Below are 18,496 nucleotides of genomic sequence, written 5' to 3' on the forward strand. Positions count from 1 at the left end.
TAGCATTAATAGTAATTTACTCACTTTAGACTAAAGTTAATGAAAATCATTCGTTTATCAAAGGCATTTACTTTTGAGACGGCGCATGCTTTGTACGGATACGATGGAAAATGTAAAAATATCCACGGTCATTCGTATAAATTGTATGTTACGCTGAAAGGGCAACCTTCTGAAAAAGAAGGCGATGTAAAATTGGGTATGGTTATGGATTTTGGTGATCTAAAAAAAATCGTCAATAAAGCAGTTGTAGACATTTTTGATCATGCTATTCTTCTCAACGAAAATTCTCCTCACAAATCTTTGGGTGATCAATTGCTAGCAGAAGGCCATAAAGTAATTTTTACTGCTTATCAACCTTCTTGCGAAAATATGATTTTGTGGATCGTAGATCAACTAAAACCTTTGCTACCTTCCCATACAGAATTGGTAGCACTGAAACTGTATGAAACTGAAAATTCGTATTGCGAATGGCTGGCCTCGGACAACCAATCAGAATAGACTTAGAAGCTGGGAAAAAAGCTTACTTTGCATCCGATCATCATTTTGGTGCGCCAAATGAACAAGCAAGTCTAAAACGCGAAAAGCTTTTCGTGGAATGGTTAAACGAAATTAAACCCAACTGCGGTGTTTTATTTCTGGTAGGTGATTTATTTGATTTTTGGTTCGAGTACAAATATGTCGTACCGAAAGGTTTTGTACGTGTACTCGGGAAACTGGCAGAATTTCATGATGAAGGAATTCCTGTTTATTTCTTTTTTGGTAATCATGATTTGTGGATGAAGGATTATCTTACCCAAGAAGTCGGTATCATCCAAATCCACGATAAACAAACATTTTTGATTAACAATAAAAAGTTTTTCGTGACGCATGGCGATGGAAAAGGCCCTGGCGATTATGGTTATAAAAGAATGAAAAAAGTCTTTACAAATCGGTTTTGTCAGTTCTTATTTTCGTGGCTTCACCCCGATATTGGGATGTGGTTGGGTATAACAGCTTCGCGTAAAAACAAAATAATTTCTGGGGACGAAGACATCCATTACCTTGGTGAGGACCAAGAGTGGCTTATACAATACAGCAAAAAACAACTAGCAGAAACATCGTATGATTTTTTGGTGTACGGACATCGACATTTACCTATGGTAATCGACTTGGACAACGCTAAGCATATCAACTTGGGTGATTGGATAGACTATTTTACTTATGGCGTTTTCGATGGTAAAGAGTTTAGATTATATCGTTACCTCACGAAAGAGTGTATAGACTTTCGGCATCTTATCGAAGAACGCAAAAAATAACATGCAAACGAGAAATCCGATTAATACTATATTTTTATATGCTGTGTATTTTGGTTTTCTATGTTTCACATATTTTGCTAACATTATGCTAATTGGTAAAGCGAGAAATGCCAAGAAATAGATTTCTGTCCCGCTATACAAACCAAAAATAATTAACGAAATAATCATAAATATTATCGAGAGAATATACATTCTTTTTCGGTTTGCGGCTTGTTTATTTTCGTGAACAAAATGATCAATAAAAGCCAAAATGAGTGTAAGAACAACGGGTAATAAAAACAAATATTCGTACTGCCATACAACACCTTTTATCATGATTTGTTGCTTGAAATAATGCAGAAGAAAATCAAAATCTAGTAAATATGCTATTTGTGCCAAGCTTAAGATAGGAAAAAGAAAACCGATGAGAAAAATCCATCCTATCTTTTTGTCGATGGCATAAAGACTGAGAAAATATACGAAAAGTAATGGCAGAAAAAGGATTAGTGGTGGTAGAAACATGCAACTAATAGCAAAGAAAAAACCGATATCGAAAGCGTTTTTTGGATCATTTTTTTCATTTTCGAATCTAAAACAATGAATCATCACGTAATTCATTAAAAGAAATGCAGCTCCTAACCGATAATCCAGGAAAAAAGGCACAAAGGAGATCATCCAAACAGAAAAAAACCATATCGTATATGAGTTTTCTTTTAGCGATTCGTCTTCTCTGAAATAGCGGATAATTATATACCAATTGAGCACAAAAGTTGCTATACCTAATACAGAGCGAAATGGCATTTCTTGTGGGTTGATAAGCAAAAATCCTAACAAACTTGCTCCTAACATGATAAGTATCTGTACAAAAAAGAGCTTATTTGATAGTATATTATCTAACATTTTCTTATTTTTGGTGCAAATTAAGGAATAAACATAAAAATCATGGGACTAATTACGGATATATTTTTTGCTTTAGGTAGTTTTTTTGAATGGTCTTACGGGCTTTTGAAAATTATTGGCGAGCCACTAGTTTGGTTATTATTCATCATTGGTTGTGGATTATTGGCTTGGTGGAGCATGAAGCTTGTACATTTTGGCAACGATAACGAAAAGAAATATGATGGTTGGTAATTACCATCGGTTCACAATAAAAAAATCAAAAAGCTTGAAGAAATCTTCGAGCTTTTTTTATAACTAATATTTTTATAATTTAACCTCGCAAAAATTAACACCTTTATGAGTATAAATTCTAGTGCCGATAACTTAGGGCATATCGATATGTTTAAACCATTTAAGCATTTCTTTAAACGTTTTTTCTATCAAATTATTCGTTTCATAAAAAAGTATTTTTGGGTACTAACTTGTTTGTTTATCTTAGGAGCTATCCTTGGTTTTTTGCAAATGAAGTATCAGAAAAGTTATGAATCTTCTCTAATTGTTGCACCAAACTTCAAAAGTAACGAGTATTTATATGATAAAATCAAGGTACTCGATAGCAAACTAAAAATAAAAGATATACCATTCATCAAGCAACTAAACCTTCAGCAACCCGAAGTAATTACCGAAATAAAAATAGAGCCTATTGTAGACATCTATTCGTTTGTGGAGTATAGAGACGACAAGTTTAAGATGGTCGAGCTAATGGCAGAAGACAGCAATGTAAATAAAGTAATCGAAGATCCTAATACGAGTACTTTTTATGATTATCATAAAATAATTATCAAATCGAATGCTGAGATTAGCCAAGCAGATTTACAATCGATAATGTCTTATCTTAATGATAGTGAATACTATAACAAACGAAAAGTTCTGTACATTGAAAATGTAAAGAAAGAAATAGAACAACATAGAACGAGTGTAGAACTAATCAATCAATTGCTATCGAATGCAAACGTTACAACCAACAACAATGTCTTAGTACAAAACAACAATCAACTGGGTGATGTAATCAAATACAAATCGAATTTGTTGATTATTATCCAAAATTTATCATTAGACCTAGAAAACTATAGCTCGGTTGTGAAATTGGTTGCAAAAAACGATAATTATGCACCACAAGCTTCTCTGTTAGACAATAAGATAATAGTGTATCCTATTGTTTTGGTTTTTCTATTTATACTGATTAACAGTGTTGTAAAAGTTATCAGAAAAGTATCTTGATGCAATCGATTCTTGCCATTGTAAGACAAAACATTTCTTTTTTGATTCTTGTTTTGGGAGCTGGTAGTTATTTTGTAACGAACCTCGTCCTGAAATCAGTTTTCAATGAATTCGACTATGGCGCTTATTCTCTTCTAGTGACCTATTTCTCACTGCTGTATTTGTTTTGTATTCTGGGTTTGGAGCAAGTTTTTATTCGATTCTCTTATGTAGAACAGAAAAACAAAATCATTACCGATTCGCTCATTATCCGTACAGTTGGTATATTATCGGTCGTCATTTCTTGCTTGTCGGCTACCCTATTCTATAGAGTGTATGATATAATTCCTTCTTTTACACTTTTCTTACTCAGTAGTTTAGGTATTTCGTTTTCGATGATTACATTTACGATCACTCGTCTGAATGAAGATTTTACTTTTTCTCAATTTCTATCAAATTATTGGAAAATTTTCTTACTCATTTTCAGCTCTTTAGCACTTATTGGGTTCTCGCTCAATTACCAAGATTTGTTTTATTATTTATGCGCAACCATCATTATAGTTTTTGCAATTCTTTTTCTTTTTGTTTGGAAAAGAATAAAAATCACAACCCAAAAAACAATCGCTAAAGCTACATTCTACCAAATGTTTTTTCAGTATTTTGTTTCGATTATGATATTTTGCTTTCTCAATTTCTTCGATCGTTTCATTATCGAAAACCATTTCGGAATCGAAGAGTTGGGTAATTATTTTTTTCTGAATAATTTTTTTTTAGCCCCTTTCTTACTGTTGCAAAACTATTTCGGATTTAAACAACTTGTGAAATACAAAAACAATTTCAGCCTGAAATTGTTGAGAAAAAATATACTAACTTCTGTATTTTTCGGCCTTGCACTTTGTGTGTTTTTATTGATGCTTTCTTTCATCATACAACAACTCAATTTGGTCCCGATCCATCTAGCAGAAAATTGGCAAATCATTGTACTTTTCTTGCTTATTGGCATAGTAAGAATCTCATCTTCAATGTCTTCTGCAGCATTTGAATTGCTCATCGAACTGAAGTACCTCAAATTATTCAACCTTGTTTTTATCTTGGTTCTCGGTATTTTTTTTACTTTTTTGATGATCAGAAAAATTACGATTCCCATTATATTACTCATCTTCTTGGGGCTTTGGCTGATTCGTTTTAGCACTCAATTACTATTTATTTCTAAATCGTATAAATCGACTCAACCATGAATTTCGATAAACTCTATAAAATAATTTTTGTTTTATGCCTTTTTTTTGTAGGCTTTAACCAAATCGAATTATTGCCCTTCTTAGGAGAATATAAGCGAGATACGTCAATGCTTTTTATCTTAATTGGATTTTTGGTTCTGTGCTTAGAAACCCTCAAAACACGTCGTCTATATTATCCGTATAAAACCATTTATATCACACTCTTCTTGTTGTTTACCCTATGGTGTATTCTATCCACTCTACTCAATATTGGTACGATAAAAGACAACTATTTTAAGCGGACGACCGGAATCGAACGATTCATAAGACAATTTATTTCTTTAGCGATTATTGTTTGTGTTGTTCTACCTTTTGTTTGGCGAGTTATCAAAGATTTCACGCTTAGCGATATCCTAAAATATATCCGCGGAACCATGCTTGTCAGTTTAGTTTTCGCAACCATTTATGGTGTTTTTGACATTGCTTATAACTATTTTGGCATTTATCCGGCCTATTTGATTCTAGAAAATATATTCGATTACCTCCCTTTTATCAACCCATATTATCACGACAAACGGATTTCTATTTTCGCCTACGAGCCACCCTATTTAGCAATTTATCTGCTCAGTATCGCAGGCTGGATGTTCAGCTATTTAATAACAGCCAGAAACCTTCTACTTCGATTTTTACCGAGCATTACCATCATAATTCTCACCTTTTTTTCGGGCTCAAGAACTGCACTAATTGTAATTTTTTTGCAATTATTTATCTTTCTTTTTATCTTGTACAAAGACAATTTCTATCGGAAAGAAATCAAAATTATATTGGCAGGATGTATGCTACTGGGTTTTCTAGCTGTAGGGATTTATGGAGAACGTTTGGTTACCGCAATCGAGCAACGGGTAGAAAGTCTCAACTTTTCTGATAATCTAAAAAAAGATATCTCGAACAAAACTCGTTTTGGTATGCAATACGCCTCGATGCAAGTCTTTCTAGAGCATCCCATAATAGGTGTTGGCTATGGTCAACAAGCCTTTCATAGCCGAGATTTTTACCCTATTTGGGCAACGAAAAAAAACTGGGAGTTTAGTGGTATTTATCAGAACAAGAAAGACAGTTCTTTTCCGCCTGCCTTCAATATTTTTACCCGAATTGCCGCCGAATTAGGGTTGATCGGTTTAATTCTTTTCACGTTTTTCAATGCTAGTGTTTTGTTTTATTCGTACAAGTTTACCAAAATTACCAAAAGTATCGATAAAGTCTATTACGCTGTTGCATTGGCCTTGTTCATTAGTTTTATTGGTCTAATTATCAACTGGTTACAACTGGATACTTACCGCGTATATATTTTCTGGATAAATCTTGCAATCTTGATAAAATTCTCTCTTTTGCTACCTATTAAGTACAAAAATGAAAAAGTATAGCACTATACAAAAAGCTTTAGAAGTGGATGTCATCATACCGACATACAATTCGAGTAGAACCATAGAAAAATGCCTTTTATCGGTACTCGAACAGCGCAAAAAAGTTAATAAGATAATCGTTATCGACGATGGATCTACAGATGATACAGTCTCTAAAATAGAAGCTCTAAAAACCCAAAAAAATATTGAACACTTGGTTCTTCTACAACAAAAAAACTCAGGTCCTTCTAGAGCCAGAAATGCAGGGATAGAAATAGCAGAAGCTGAATGGGTCGCATTTCTAGATTCGGATGATTATTGGTCAGCAAATGCACTCGAACTTCATGCAAGATGTATTGACAAGCATAGCAATATCTCGTTGATTGGTGGGATGATGGACAATGCAAACCCCTCTCCTACAATAAAATACACAAAAATAAATTTGGTGAGATGTTGTTTTAAGAATTATTTCAAGACCTCGACCGTTTTATTGAAACGAGAAGTTGCAACGAGATATAAATTCGATGAAAAGAAGAAATATTCCGAAGATTACAAGTTATGGTTAGAAGTTTGTGCGAATTATGATGCGATGTACATCAATCAAAATCTTGCAAATCAGGTTATTAAAAAGAAAGCTTTTGGTGAAAGTGGATTATCTAAGGACATTGTCGCAATAGAAAAAGGAGAATTGCAAAACTTTCGGTATCTACATCATAAAAAATATATTTCCACGGTTTTCTATCTTTTTATTTGTTGTTTTTCTTTGCTGAAATTTTTCAGAAGATATCTTCTCACTAAACTTCGTCTGTAATGCTAAAGTCTATTCAAAAGCCAATAATATACGATAGCCTTTTTTCACTTTTAACGGCTTTTATCGTTTTTGATTTCAAAATTGCGAATCTTGTTTTGGGTGGGTTAATCTTATTTTTTTTAATAGCTCATAGACTCTCTTTTTCTTTGGCTAAATCGACAATAAAATCACCTATTTTCATCTCGTTTTGTATTTTTTTATTCTTTGTACTAATCAACAGTTTGTTCTACCAAACCTTTTCAGACAAACGAAACGGCATGTATTTCATTATCCCCATAGTATGGATCTTGGGTTCGGCCGTACAAAATTGGCGTTGGGTTATGAACACGTTTATTTTTTCTCTAATTGGGATTATTGTTTTTGGTACGTATAACCAAGTTTCATATTTCCTGACGAGCGATAATTACAACATGGCTACCGGAAGTCGCGTCAACGATATTCTGATCCTAGAGCGACCTTATTTGGGCTTTTTATGTGTAATCGGAATTCTCCTGTCGTTCCATCTTTATCAAAAAACGAAAACTAAATTCTACTTGTTTACAACCGCTTTATTTGTTATTTATCCGTTTGTAATTTCGGCAAGAATGTCGATTCTCAGCTTGATTTTGATACTGATTATTTATTTGTTTTTTAATAATAAAATCTCTTTCCGTACCAAAGCAATAACCACTGTAGGAAGTGCTACCATAATCATCTTGTTATTTGCCCTAAATCCTACCCTAAAAAGTCGATTAAAGGTAGATTCTATCAATGTAAATGATATAGAAACAGTGAAAAATGCTGACCCTAGGGTAATCATTTGGTCGTGTTCTTATTCTATTTTTACGAGTGATGCGTACAATCTTTGGATAGGAATCAACTCGAAACAAAAATTAGAAGATCAATTGGTAGACTGCTATAAGCAGGATAAAACAAATTTAGATCGAAGAGATTATTTTGTGTCGGAAAAATTCAATACGCATAATCAATTTATAGATCTTTTGTTGCTAAATGGTTTTGTCGGGTTAATTTTATTTCTGATCATGCTGTATTACGTCTTAAAAACTTCTGAAAATACGGCAATATACCTCTCTTTGGCTTTATTATTTTTCATGTTTGTAGAGAATATTCTTGCTCGCCAAATGGGTATATATTTATTTGCATTGGTTATTGTTTTTGTCTTTGTTTTGAGTAATATTTATCCGAAACGAGAAAGTTTATCGGCTACATAAGCTTTCATTTTTTGTTCGAAATTTTCTCGAGAAAATTTCAATGCATGTTGACGTATCACTTCAGGGTCAAAGGTTAATTTCTCGAATTCGGCTATACAAAGATTCAGAGAATTTTTATTCTGCTCATCGAACAATTTCCCGGTAATTCCATCCAATACTGTTTCCTTTGCCCCCCCTACCGCATACGCCACAACAGGTGTTCCACATGCCTGAGCTTCTACCGGAGCTATACCAAAATCTTCTATCCCAACATGGATAAAACCTTTTGCACGACAGATATATTGATTAATTTCTTCACTTTGTAAATAACCCGTAAAATGAATGTTTTTCTTCGCTAATTTTTGCAATTTTTTCAGTTCTACTCCATCGCCTATTATAATCAATTTTTTGCCCGATGCATTAAAAGCTTCGACAATGATATCAAAACGTTTATAGGGAACCAAGCGTCCTACCGTAACATAATAATCTTCTCGATTAGCGTTGACTTCTAACTGGAAATTATCTAAATCTACCGGAGGATAAATCACTTCAGAGTCGCGATGGTATACTTCTTTCACCCAGTTTTGCACATAGAAAGAATTAGAAATAATATAATCTGGTCGCTGTGCTTGTGCATAATCTTTTTTTTGCAAATAGGATATTAACGGCTGTAGAACCCCTCTCAATTTCCCGAAGTATAAGGCTTGCTCGTCCCAAATATATTTGAAGTTTCTTGCCTGAAAATACGAAATATGCAACTGATTCGATTTTGTTTTGATTCCTTTTGCTACCGCATGAGAAGACGAAATTACCAAAGCTTTTTCATCAGGTAAATGAATGTTTTCTATCGCACGATGAAAGAAAGGGAAAAAATAACGAAAAGAGGTGCCTAATTTTTGGATTGCAGTAGTTGTAACGGGTTTCTTTTGGGTGGTAATTTTCTTCCAATCATTCTCATTCATTACATTGACCAAAGTGTAATATGCATCAAAATCGAAAATAGACTCCAACGATGCAATTACTCTTTCTGCTCCACCATATTTATCGAGCCAATCGATTACAAAAAACTTCTTCATCATATTGCATTTTCATCTCCACGAATTGTTAACCAAATTGTTTGTACAACAATTTTCACATCAAGTAAAAAAGACCAATTCCGCACATAATACAAATCGGCATTGATTCTTTTTTCCATATCGGCATCGCAATCAATTGCACCCCGAAAACCTTTGACCTGCGCCAAACCTGTAATGCCTGGTTTCACATAGTGTCTCAGAAAATACTTTTCAATTACCTCATCGTAATACACATCTTGTACGATCATATGCGGTCGCGGCCCAACTATCGACATGTCTCCTTTTAGGACGTTGAAAAATTGCGGTAATTCGTCTAAGCTCGATTTTCGTAAAAAATGACCAACACGCGTGATTCTTTTATCATTGCGTTTGGTTTCTATAATCGAATTGGTGTTGGTTTGGATCATTGTTCGGAATTTTATACAATTGAATTTTCGTCCGTTGAGTCCCGTTCTTTTTTGTGTAAAGAAAATCGGTCGTCCAGAATCTACATAGATAATAAACGCGATGATCGGGAAAAGCCAACTCAACAAAAACAAGCAAACAAAAAGTGCAAATATTTTATCGAACAATTCCTTTATGATTTGATTAACCGGTATATCGAGCGGAAAGTTTTTGATTTTTAGGATGGGTAAAGTATCAAAATATTCTACCTCTAATCGAGTAAAATCACTCGACTGTGAGTAGGGAATGTACAATATTTCGATATGATTTCGCGAACAATAAAGAATAATTTTATCGAGAATTTCGCTTGGGATATTCGACATTTGAGCGATAAAAAGCTGAGAGATATCTTCCTTTTGGATAAAGTTTTCGATGTCAAAATTATGACTTCTAAAAACAGGAAAAACTTGTTCTCTCGGAAAAACTTTATCCGTTATCAAACCCTTAAAAATTATCCCACACTGATTATCATTAAGAAAATGCTGTATGAATTTCATTGTATTAGAATTATAACCCAACACAGCAATATTCTGAGAAACATATCCTTTTCTGATAAAGTATGCCATAATTTGGATGGCAATAAATCTCACAATAAGTGAAGAAATAAAAAATAACAACAAATATAAACACGAAGAAAAAGGCTCTAGGAGATCTTCTTCTTTCAGGCCAGAAATAGCCAACAAAACAATACCGAAAAAAACGAATTGAAAGAATAAATTTCTGAATTGGACTAGAAATTGATCAAAGTATTTTTTAGAATATAATTTTATGAAGCTTGCTGCTAATATCCAAACCAAAACCAAGATAATTACTGCTTTGTAATGAGTTCGGAAAGTATCTACCGATTGCCATGTTTCTGCTTGGTGGGTAACATTGCTTATAAAAATATATTTTATTCGTAAAAAATAAATCAAATAGCCAATCAAAAAAACAATATCGAAGGCAAAGATGAACTTTAAAATTTTCGATTGATAGCGGTCCTTCATCTGTATAGTGTTAATCTTTCGTATGGTATGGTTTTTAGAATCTGATCGAATCTATTTTCTTACATACGTCTATTATTTCGGTTTTGTACAAATATAATAGATTCGGACGTTTACACGATAAAAAATAATTCAATCTCGATCCTATCTTCACTTGTATATATTCGTTAACTTTGTTTTTCGTATCAAAATCTTTTTATAAACATTCATGTTTTTAGAAAATACCATCAATCCCAACCAAAAATCCGGTTGGATAGAAGTCATTTGCGGCTCTATGTTTTCGGGCAAAACCGAAGAACTTATCCGCCGTTTGCGTAGAGCAGAATTTGCAAAGCAGCGAGTAGAAATATTCAAGCCTGCAGTTGATGTTCGGTACGATGATACCGAGGTAGTTTCTCATAACCAAAACTCTATCGATAGTACGCCGGTAGACTTCTCGAGTAGCATTCTTCTTTTAGCCAATGATTGCGATGTTGTTGGGATAGACGAAGCGCAGTTTTTTGATGATGGTATTGTAGATGTCGCTAATCAGCTTGCCAACCAAGGGAAACGCGTAATCATTGCCGGACTCGATATGGATTTTAAAGGTCGCCCTTTTGGGCCGATGCCTAATCTAATGGCGACTGCAGAATATGTAACAAAAGTACATGCCATCTGCGTGAAAACAGGCAATTTAGCCAACTATTCTCACAGAAAAATTGCAAGCGATAAGTTGGTAGAACTTGGTGAAACATCCGAATATGAACCATTAAGCAGAAGTGCTTTTTGGGAAGAAATAGCCCATGAAAACCAAAACAAATTATAATTTAGGAGAATTAGCACAGATACTTAATGCAAAGCTAATCGGAGACAAAGAGCAAACTATCGAAGAATATTATTTCGATACAAGGACCATCGTTTGCCCAACCAATGGTTTATTTATAACGTTAAAAGGCTTGCAAAAAAGTGGTGCTTATTATTTGGATGAAGCTTATCAGAAAGGAATCAGAAGTTTTTTGGTTTCCTCTATTCCAGCCCAACCCAAAGACGGTGCCAATTATCTTTTGGTACAGGACGTCCTTGTTGCTTTACAAATGTTAGCCAAACATCACCGGCAACGTTTTACTTTACCTCTCTTTGGTATTACAGGTTCTAACGGAAAAACGGTGGTAAAAGAATGGCTGTACCAACTCCTCTGGAACGAATACAATATTGCCCGAAGTCCGAAAAGTTACAATTCGCAACTAGGAGTTCCTTTTTCGGTTTTATTGATAGACGAACATAACGATTTAGGAATTTTCGAAGCAGGCGTATCTCAACCCAATGAAATGCAAGCTTTACGTTGCATTCTGCAACCTACTACAGCGATTTTAACCAATATTGGTTCTGCACATTTAGAAAACTTTCTCGATAGACGATCTCTTGCACTCGAAAAAATACAACTTCTAGAGGCGGCCCAAGAAATTATTTATCCTGCAGATGATGAATTGATTGAAGAACTTATTTCGTCTAACCCTGTTTTTGATTCGAAACGAAGAATTACGTTTGGTAAATCAGACAAAGCAACCGTTCAACTCAAACAATACCAGACTATTAATGGGCAAAGTTCTATAGATATTGAAATTTCAGGAGTTTTATTTAACATAATTATACCTTTCACAGATCAAGCCTCGATACAAAACGCTCTAATTTGCTGTGCATCAATATATTCACTCAATAAAAATCTAAACGATTACAAAAGTAAGTTTGAGAAACTTTTACCGATAGAAATGCGTTTGGAAATAAAAGAGGCGATTAACAACAGTATCTTAATCAACGATGCATTCAACTCGGATCTGATATCCCTAAAAAATGCATTGGATACGTTGGCTCAACAATCGAGAGAAAGAAAAGTTTTGGTGTTAACCGATATATTGCAATCAAAATTAGCAGACAAAGAATTATACCAAAAGACAGCCGAATTAGTTAATCCGTACCATTTTACAGAAATCGTTTTGATTGGCGAAAAAATATCTGCCTATAAAAAATTATTCAAATCTTATGTAAGAGCATTCTCTTCTACCGATGATTTTCTTCGACATATCCAACATGAAAATATACACAATGAAGTTATTTTACTGAAAGGATCTAGAATTTTTCAGTTAGAAAAAATATCAGATTATATCGAAAAAAAATCACATGATACGGTTCTGGAAATAAATTTAGAACATCTCGAACATAACATACAAACATATCGATCATTGTTAAAACCTGAAACCAAAATAATGGCTATGGTAAAAGCAAATAGTTACGGTATAGGAAGTTTCGAGATTGCAAATGTTCTACAACAAATGAAAGTAAATTTTTTGGGAGTTGCCATTGCCGACGAGGGTAAAGAGTTACGCAAAGCCGGTATTTCTACTCCGATTATTGTGATGAATCCCGAACAACATTCGTATGCAACAGTAATCGATTACCAATTAGAACCCGAAATATATACCGCAAGGGTATTGCAACTTTTCTTGCAGAAACTACAAGAAAAACAAATTTCGCAACCTTTTCCTATTCATATAAAATTAGAAACAGGGATGAATCGTTTAGGTTTTAAACCAAATCAGTTAGATGAATTAATTAAGATCTTACAATCGACAAATCTTGTTTTTGTTCGTTCTATTTTCAGTCATTTAGCTACCGCCGATATGCCTTCTGAAAAAGATTATGTGCAACAACAGTTTGCGGTTTTCAATTCATCCTACCAATATATTACCGATAAAATAGGTTATCAACCGATAAAACATATCCTCAATTCACCCGGAATTGTTGCCTATCCAGAACATCAATACGATATGGTTCGCCTCGGAATTGGGATGTATGGTTACAGCGAATACAGCGATTTTATGCAAAAGTTAAAAACCGTTGTACAATTCAAATCCGTTATTTCTCAGATCAATGAAATCGAAGAAGGTGAAACCGTGAGTTACGGACGTCGTTTTACGGCAGAAAGACATTCCAGAATCGCTACTTTACCGGTTGGTTACGCAGACGGAATTCGTCGTAGTTTGGGTTATGGAAATGCAAAAGTTAATATCAATGGACAATTAGCTGCAACTGTCGGGACGATTTGTATGGATATGATGATGGTTGATGTAACGGAGATTGATTGCAAAGCAGGCGATGAAGTCATTATCTTTGGCGAAAACCCATCTCTTAGTAAATTTGCCGAATGGATGCAAACCATACCTTATGAAGTTCTCACGTCGATTTCATCACGTGTTCAGCGCGTTTATTATCAAGAATAGTGATCGTTATATTTCGGTAGGATAAAATTCAATTGATCGATAATTTAACGTTTTCTACACAAAGGCAAATCTAAGATTTTCTACTCAACTCATTGATTTTTCTTACCTTTAAGCCACTATTTTCAATCTTTATGAAGAAATTATTTGCATTCGTTTTTGTGGTTTCGAGTTTGCTATATGCCCAACCCCCCCAAAAAAATACTCAGCGCCCAAAGGTTGGCGTGGTACTAAGTGGTGGCGGTGCGAAAGGATATGCCCATATCGGAGCATTAAAAAAAATAGAAGAGGCGGGGATCCATATCGATTATATTGGTGGAACAAGCATGGGTGCAATCGTTGGCGGTTTATATGCAGCAGGATATACGCCCGATGAACTTTCTGAAATTACCCAACAACTCGATTTAACGAACATTATCGTGAATGAAAAAAATCGTCAAGACATTCCGTTTTTCAATAAAACATATCAAGAAAAATATATCTTGGAGTTGCCTTTCAACAATTTTAAAATTAGAATCCCGCAAGCAATTTCTACAGGCCAAGGAACACAAGATTTGCTAACATACATGTTGAGGAATGTACACGCGACAACTGATTTTAAAAAACTCCCTACTCCTTTTTTTTGTGTAGCAACCGATATAGAAACTGGCCAACCCAAAGTTTTTCACGAAGGATTTCTACCCAAAGTCATGCTGGCAAGTGCTGCGTATCCATCGATGATTAAGCCTGTAGAAATAGACAATCATCTCTATATAGATGGCGGTGTTCTCAATAATTTCCCCGCTGATGAGATGAAAAAAATGGGTGCCGATATCATTATAGGCGTAGATGTTGAGGAAGGAAAATTGAAACCAAAAGAAGAAATTGGTTCGGCAATAGATGTTATTTCTCAGATTATTTCGTTCAATATTGTAGAAAATTCTGCCAAGCAGAAAAAATTAGCAGACCTAATTATCCGACCGGATATTGATAATTATACCGTAACGAGTTTTGAAAATGCAAAAGAAATCATTGCCAAAGGTTTAGAAGCCGGTGATAGTTTGATGTCACAGCTCAAAGAAATTGCTGCCCGACAAAATCACCCCTCTCCTACTCGACCTATCGAAAATAGAAATGATTTTGTTTTGATTCGGGACGTGAAAACTTCTGGTCTAAAAATATTTAATGACAATTATGTTGAAGGACGTTTTGGGATAAAAGCTCCCGAATTGCTCAATTATCAAAGCATCACCGACGGGATTAATCGACTTTATGCAACAGATAACTTTTCGAATGTCACTTATATAATCGATAAAGACAGTGCTGACAACAATATTCTACATTTAAATTTTACCGAAAATCAAAACAAACAATTTCTGAAATTTGGTTTACATTACGATGATGTATTCAAGACAGGATTGTTGCTAAACTTTACATCAAAAAACATATTACTCAAAAACACTAATCTTTCTGCCGATTTTGTAGTTGGTGATTACTTTCGTTACAATATTAATTTTTACATAGACAATGGGTACTTCCCTAGTTTTGGAGCAAGCTCTAATATGCATTATTTCGATTATGGCATTCAAATACCGAACGAAAATAAGAATGAACTAAATTATCGCTTCAGAAACTTCGTCAATCGTCTTTATATACAATCTACTTTACGAGAAAAATATGCCGTGGGAGTTGGTCTAGAACATCAGTTTGCGAATATTTCGACCAACAATTATATTTCAGATAGCACTCGATTTTTCAAACCCAAAGAAGAAGCTTATTTCTTAAAGGGGTTTGCTTACCTTAAAGTTGACAATCGAGACAACCCCAACTATGCTCGTATAGGCTCTAATATACTGACAAGTTTCTCTTTGCATTTTGATTCGAATGCAGTTGATTTTGAAAAATACACTCTACTCAAAGCTCAAGTAGAAACAAATTTACCAATCAATAATTTTCTCAGTTACAGATTTACTGCTAACTTTGGAACCTTTTTTAATGAGAACATTTCCAATCTCCAAAAATTTATTTTAGGTGGTTATATAGAACAAAACTTCCTCAACTATACAAAGTTTCATGGGTTACGTTTTGGTTCTGCAATTGGTGAAAATGTCTTAACAATTGGCTCGAACATTCAAGCCAAATTATTAAAAAATCATTACGTCAATCTATTTGCCAATATAGGCAATCTAGAAGACGAATTAGACGACATTCGTTTCACCAAATACCGCTATATCGGATACGGGATATCGTATGGATACGACAGTCCTTTCGGACCTATTAACGGATTTTGGACTTATTCACCTCAAACAAAAAAAGGACTATTTAATGTAAGTTTAGGTTTTTGGTTTTAAAACTATGATAGAGTTCTTTTACGAAACAGATTTCGAAATCTCTCCTTCGCAAGAATGGATAGATTGGATAACAAACAGCATGCTAGAAGAAGGCAAAAGCATTGGCGAATTGAATTATATTTTTTGCGACGATGAATACTTACTAGCCATTAATCAACAATATCTCGATCATGATTATTACACCGATGTCATCGGTTTTGATAACTCAGAAAACGATGTGTTGCATGGAGATATATTCATCAGCGTTACCCGTATTGCAGAAAATGCCCAAAACAATGCCGTAAGCTTCCAAAACGAATTGGCAAGAGTAATGATTCATGGCATTCTACATTTCGCTGGATATTTAGATTACGAAAAAGAAGACAAAGCAGAAATGACCGCCAAAGAAAACTTTTATCTCAACAAGTTCTCTTTGGCACAATAATCGAATTGTTCCACGTGGAACACTTACAAGATTAGCTTATTATTCAATTCATTAAGAAGAAAACACAACATGATATTTCAATCATCTTATGACGTTATCGTCGTTGGTGGCGGACATGCAGGTGCAGAAGCCTCAGCCGCAGCCGCAAATATGGGCTGTAAAACCTTATTAATTACAATGAACCTACAAAACATTGCACAAATGTCTTGTAACCCTGCAATGGGCGGGATTGCCAAAGGTCAAATTATTAGAGAAATTGATGCCTTGGGTGGCTATACTGGGATAATTACTGATAAAACAATGATACAGTTTAAAATGCTAAACCTCTCTAAAGGGCCTGCTATGTGGTCGCCAAGAGCACAATCAGACCGAATGAGATTTGCAGAAGAATGGAGACTAGCATTAGAAAAAACAGAAAATATAGATTTTTTTCAAGACATGGTTAAAAACCTAGTCGTAAAAAACGGAAAAGTCGAGGGTGTTATTACGAATATGGGACTTGAAATTAGAAGTAAGGCCGTTATACTCACCAACGGAACTTTTCTTAATGGATTAATTCATGTGGGTGAAAAACAATTTGGTGGAGGCCGTATGGGCGAAGGAGCAGCTTTTGGTATTACCGAACAATTAATAGAATTAGGATTTGATGCTGGCCGGATGAAAACGGGAACACCTCCCAGAATAGATGGTCGATCACTAGACTTTAGTAAAATGATGGAACAACCCGGAGACGAAAATCCTGGTAAATTTTCTTATACAGAAACTCCAAAGTTAACAAAACAACGAAGCTGTTATATTTCCTACACCAATCAAGAAGTTCATGATTTACTTAGAGAAGGCTTCGACCGATCACCAATGTTTAACGGGACAATCAAAAGTATTGGTCCTCGGTATTGCCCATCAATCGAAGATAAAATAAATCGTTTTGCAGACAAAGATCGTCACCAAATATTTGCCGAACCAGAAGGCTGGAATACCATAGAATATTATATCAATGGATTCTCTACTTCTTTACCAATGGAGGTACAAGGAAAAGCTATTCGTTCTATACCTGGCTTTGAAAAAGCAAAATTTTTTAGGCCTGGATATGCCATTGAATATGACTATTTCCCACCAACTCAATTGAAACATACGCTGGAAACTAAATTAGTAGACAACTTATACTTTGCAGGACAAATAAACGGAACAACAGGGTACGAAGAAGCCGCATCACAAGGATTAATAGCCGGAATCAATGCAGCATTGAAACTACAAGAAAAGGATCCTTTTATATTGAAGAGAAACGAAGCGTATATTGGTGTTTTAATAGATGATTTGATTACTAAAGGTGTCGATGAACCGTATAGAATGTTTACATCTCGTGCAGAATACCGCATACTTTTACGTCAGGATAATGCAGATGAGCGACTAACTCCAATAGGATATCAACTTGGATTGGCTTCGGAAAGAAGAATGAAACGTGTAGAGGAAAAATATTCTAAAGCACATGCATTTATCAATTATTTAGAAAATGAATCGGTAACACCCAAACAGATAAATCCGACCATAGAAGAACGCAAAGGTACACCGCTAAAACAAGCCAATAAAATGGCTGCAGTTATTGCGCGCCCAGAACTAAAACTGAATGATTTTCTTACAATCGAGAAAATAGCATCGTATGTAGAAAAAAACCAATTAGGAGATGAAGAATTAGAAGAAGCCGAAATACAAATAAAATATCGTGGATATATCAAAAAAGAGAAAAACAATGCAGATAAGTTAACCCGCTTAGAAAATATAAAAATACCAGCGAATATCGATTATCACCAACTAAATTCGATGACGATAGAAGCACGACAAAAGCTATCGAAAATACGTCCAGAAACGGTTGCACAAGCCTCGAGAATTTCTGGTATTTCGCCAGCCGATATTAGTGTATTGTTAATTCATATGGGCCGATAGTCTTAGATAG

16 protein-coding genes are annotated in these 18,496 nt (G+C 34.6%); 13 read left to right on the forward strand and 3 right to left on the reverse strand.

What is annotated here, in order from left to right; all coding sequences use genetic code 11:
* Nucleotides 1-45: 45 nt before the first annotated feature.
* Both HMPREF2660_RS03200 and HMPREF2660_RS03205 read left to right on the forward strand, forming a co-directional pair.
* Nucleotides 46-498 (forward strand): 6-pyruvoyl trahydropterin synthase family protein, encoded by a 453-nt coding sequence (locus HMPREF2660_RS03200; protein WP_041942282.1) that lies wholly within the window; start codon nucleotides 46-48, stop codon nucleotides 496-498.
* Nucleotides 468-1,295, forward strand: a complete 828-nt coding sequence (locus tag HMPREF2660_RS03205; RefSeq protein ID WP_070485605.1) for a UDP-2,3-diacylglucosamine diphosphatase — start codon at nucleotides 468-470, stop codon at nucleotides 1,293-1,295. Before HMPREF2660_RS03200 ends, HMPREF2660_RS03205 begins: the two co-directional genes overlap by 31 nt.
* Here the strand turns inward: HMPREF2660_RS03205 and HMPREF2660_RS03210 are convergent.
* Nucleotides 1,230-2,174, reverse strand: coding sequence for a DUF6427 family protein (locus HMPREF2660_RS03210; RefSeq protein ID WP_013598090.1), 945 nt, complete (start codon nucleotides 2,172-2,174; stop codon nucleotides 1,230-1,232). The genes HMPREF2660_RS03205 and HMPREF2660_RS03210 overlap by 66 nt on opposite strands.
* 42 nt (nucleotides 2,175-2,216) lie before the next feature.
* On the opposite strand from HMPREF2660_RS03210, the gene HMPREF2660_RS03215 reads away from it, so the two are divergent.
* From HMPREF2660_RS03215 to HMPREF2660_RS03240, 6 genes are all read left to right on the forward strand, one after another.
* A complete protein-coding gene (locus HMPREF2660_RS03215; protein WP_013598091.1) occupies nucleotides 2,217-2,405 on the forward strand; it encodes a hypothetical protein in 189 nt (62 codons plus the stop codon).
* Between the two features lie 105 nt (nucleotides 2,406-2,510).
* Nucleotides 2,511-3,434: a hypothetical protein gene (locus HMPREF2660_RS03220; protein WP_013598092.1), complete on the forward strand. Its 924-nt coding sequence runs from the start codon at nucleotides 2,511-2,513 to the stop codon at nucleotides 3,432-3,434.
* Complete coding sequence (locus HMPREF2660_RS03225) at nucleotides 3,434-4,651, forward strand: polysaccharide biosynthesis protein (RefSeq protein WP_013598093.1); 1,218 nt, start codon at nucleotides 3,434-3,436, stop codon at nucleotides 4,649-4,651. The genes HMPREF2660_RS03220 and HMPREF2660_RS03225 overlap by 1 nt, the downstream gene beginning before the upstream one ends.
* Nucleotides 4,648-6,054, forward strand: a complete 1,407-nt coding sequence (locus HMPREF2660_RS03230; RefSeq protein ID WP_013598094.1) for an O-antigen ligase family protein — start codon at nucleotides 4,648-4,650, stop codon at nucleotides 6,052-6,054. The genes HMPREF2660_RS03225 and HMPREF2660_RS03230 overlap by 4 nt, the downstream gene beginning before the upstream one ends.
* Nucleotides 6,041-6,844, forward strand: coding sequence for a glycosyltransferase family 2 protein (locus HMPREF2660_RS03235; protein WP_070485606.1), 804 nt, complete (start codon nucleotides 6,041-6,043; stop codon nucleotides 6,842-6,844). Before HMPREF2660_RS03230 ends, HMPREF2660_RS03235 begins: the two co-directional genes overlap by 14 nt.
* A gap of 320 nt (nucleotides 6,845-7,164) precedes the next feature.
* Nucleotides 7,165-8,055: an O-antigen ligase family protein gene (locus HMPREF2660_RS03240; RefSeq protein WP_168160784.1), complete on the forward strand. Its 891-nt coding sequence runs from the start codon at nucleotides 7,165-7,167 to the stop codon at nucleotides 8,053-8,055.
* On the opposite strand, the gene HMPREF2660_RS03245 is transcribed toward HMPREF2660_RS03240, so the two are convergent.
* Nucleotides 8,022-9,110, reverse strand: a complete 1,089-nt coding sequence (locus tag HMPREF2660_RS03245; RefSeq protein ID WP_041942284.1) for a glycosyltransferase — start codon at nucleotides 9,108-9,110, stop codon at nucleotides 8,022-8,024. The two genes, HMPREF2660_RS03240 and HMPREF2660_RS03245, sit on opposite strands and share 34 nt — an antisense overlap.
* Entirely contained in the window at nucleotides 9,110-10,540 is a 1,431-nt protein-coding gene (locus HMPREF2660_RS03250) for an exopolysaccharide biosynthesis polyprenyl glycosylphosphotransferase (RefSeq protein ID WP_070485608.1), read from the reverse strand. Before HMPREF2660_RS03250 ends, HMPREF2660_RS03245 begins: the two co-directional genes overlap by 1 nt.
* 205 nt (nucleotides 10,541-10,745) lie before the next feature.
* Here HMPREF2660_RS03250 and HMPREF2660_RS03255 point away from each other — a divergent pair, with 205 nt between their 5' ends.
* The 5 genes from HMPREF2660_RS03255 (at nucleotide 10,746) to mnmG (ending at nucleotide 18,486) form a co-directional block, all read left to right on the forward strand.
* Nucleotides 10,746-11,342 carry a thymidine kinase gene (locus HMPREF2660_RS03255; protein ID WP_013598099.1) on the forward strand — a complete coding sequence of 199 codons (597 nt, stop codon included), beginning with the start codon at nucleotides 10,746-10,748 and terminating at the stop codon, nucleotides 11,340-11,342.
* Nucleotides 11,320-13,794, forward strand: a complete 2,475-nt coding sequence (locus tag HMPREF2660_RS03260; protein ID WP_070485609.1) for a bifunctional UDP-N-acetylmuramoyl-tripeptide:D-alanyl-D-alanine ligase/alanine racemase — start codon at nucleotides 11,320-11,322, stop codon at nucleotides 13,792-13,794. Before HMPREF2660_RS03255 ends, HMPREF2660_RS03260 begins: the two co-directional genes overlap by 23 nt.
* Before the next feature lie 131 nt (nucleotides 13,795-13,925).
* On the forward strand, nucleotides 13,926-16,121 hold the full coding sequence (locus HMPREF2660_RS03265; protein ID WP_070485610.1) for a patatin-like phospholipase family protein: 2,196 nt from the start codon (nucleotides 13,926-13,928) through the stop codon (nucleotides 16,119-16,121).
* Between the two features lie 4 nt (nucleotides 16,122-16,125).
* Nucleotides 16,126-16,545: an rRNA maturation RNase YbeY gene (ybeY, locus tag HMPREF2660_RS03270; protein ID WP_013598102.1), complete on the forward strand. Its 420-nt coding sequence runs from the start codon at nucleotides 16,126-16,128 to the stop codon at nucleotides 16,543-16,545.
* Between the two features lie 69 nt (nucleotides 16,546-16,614).
* Nucleotides 16,615-18,486: a tRNA uridine-5-carboxymethylaminomethyl(34) synthesis enzyme MnmG gene (gene mnmG / locus HMPREF2660_RS03275; protein ID WP_185097012.1), complete on the forward strand. Its 1,872-nt coding sequence runs from the start codon at nucleotides 16,615-16,617 to the stop codon at nucleotides 18,484-18,486.
* Nucleotides 18,487-18,496: the final 10 nt, after the last annotated feature.

It is taken from the genome of Weeksella sp. HMSC059D05, from assembly GCF_001809725.1.
Taxonomy (GTDB): Bacteria; Bacteroidota; Bacteroidia; order Flavobacteriales; family Weeksellaceae; genus Weeksella; species Weeksella virosa.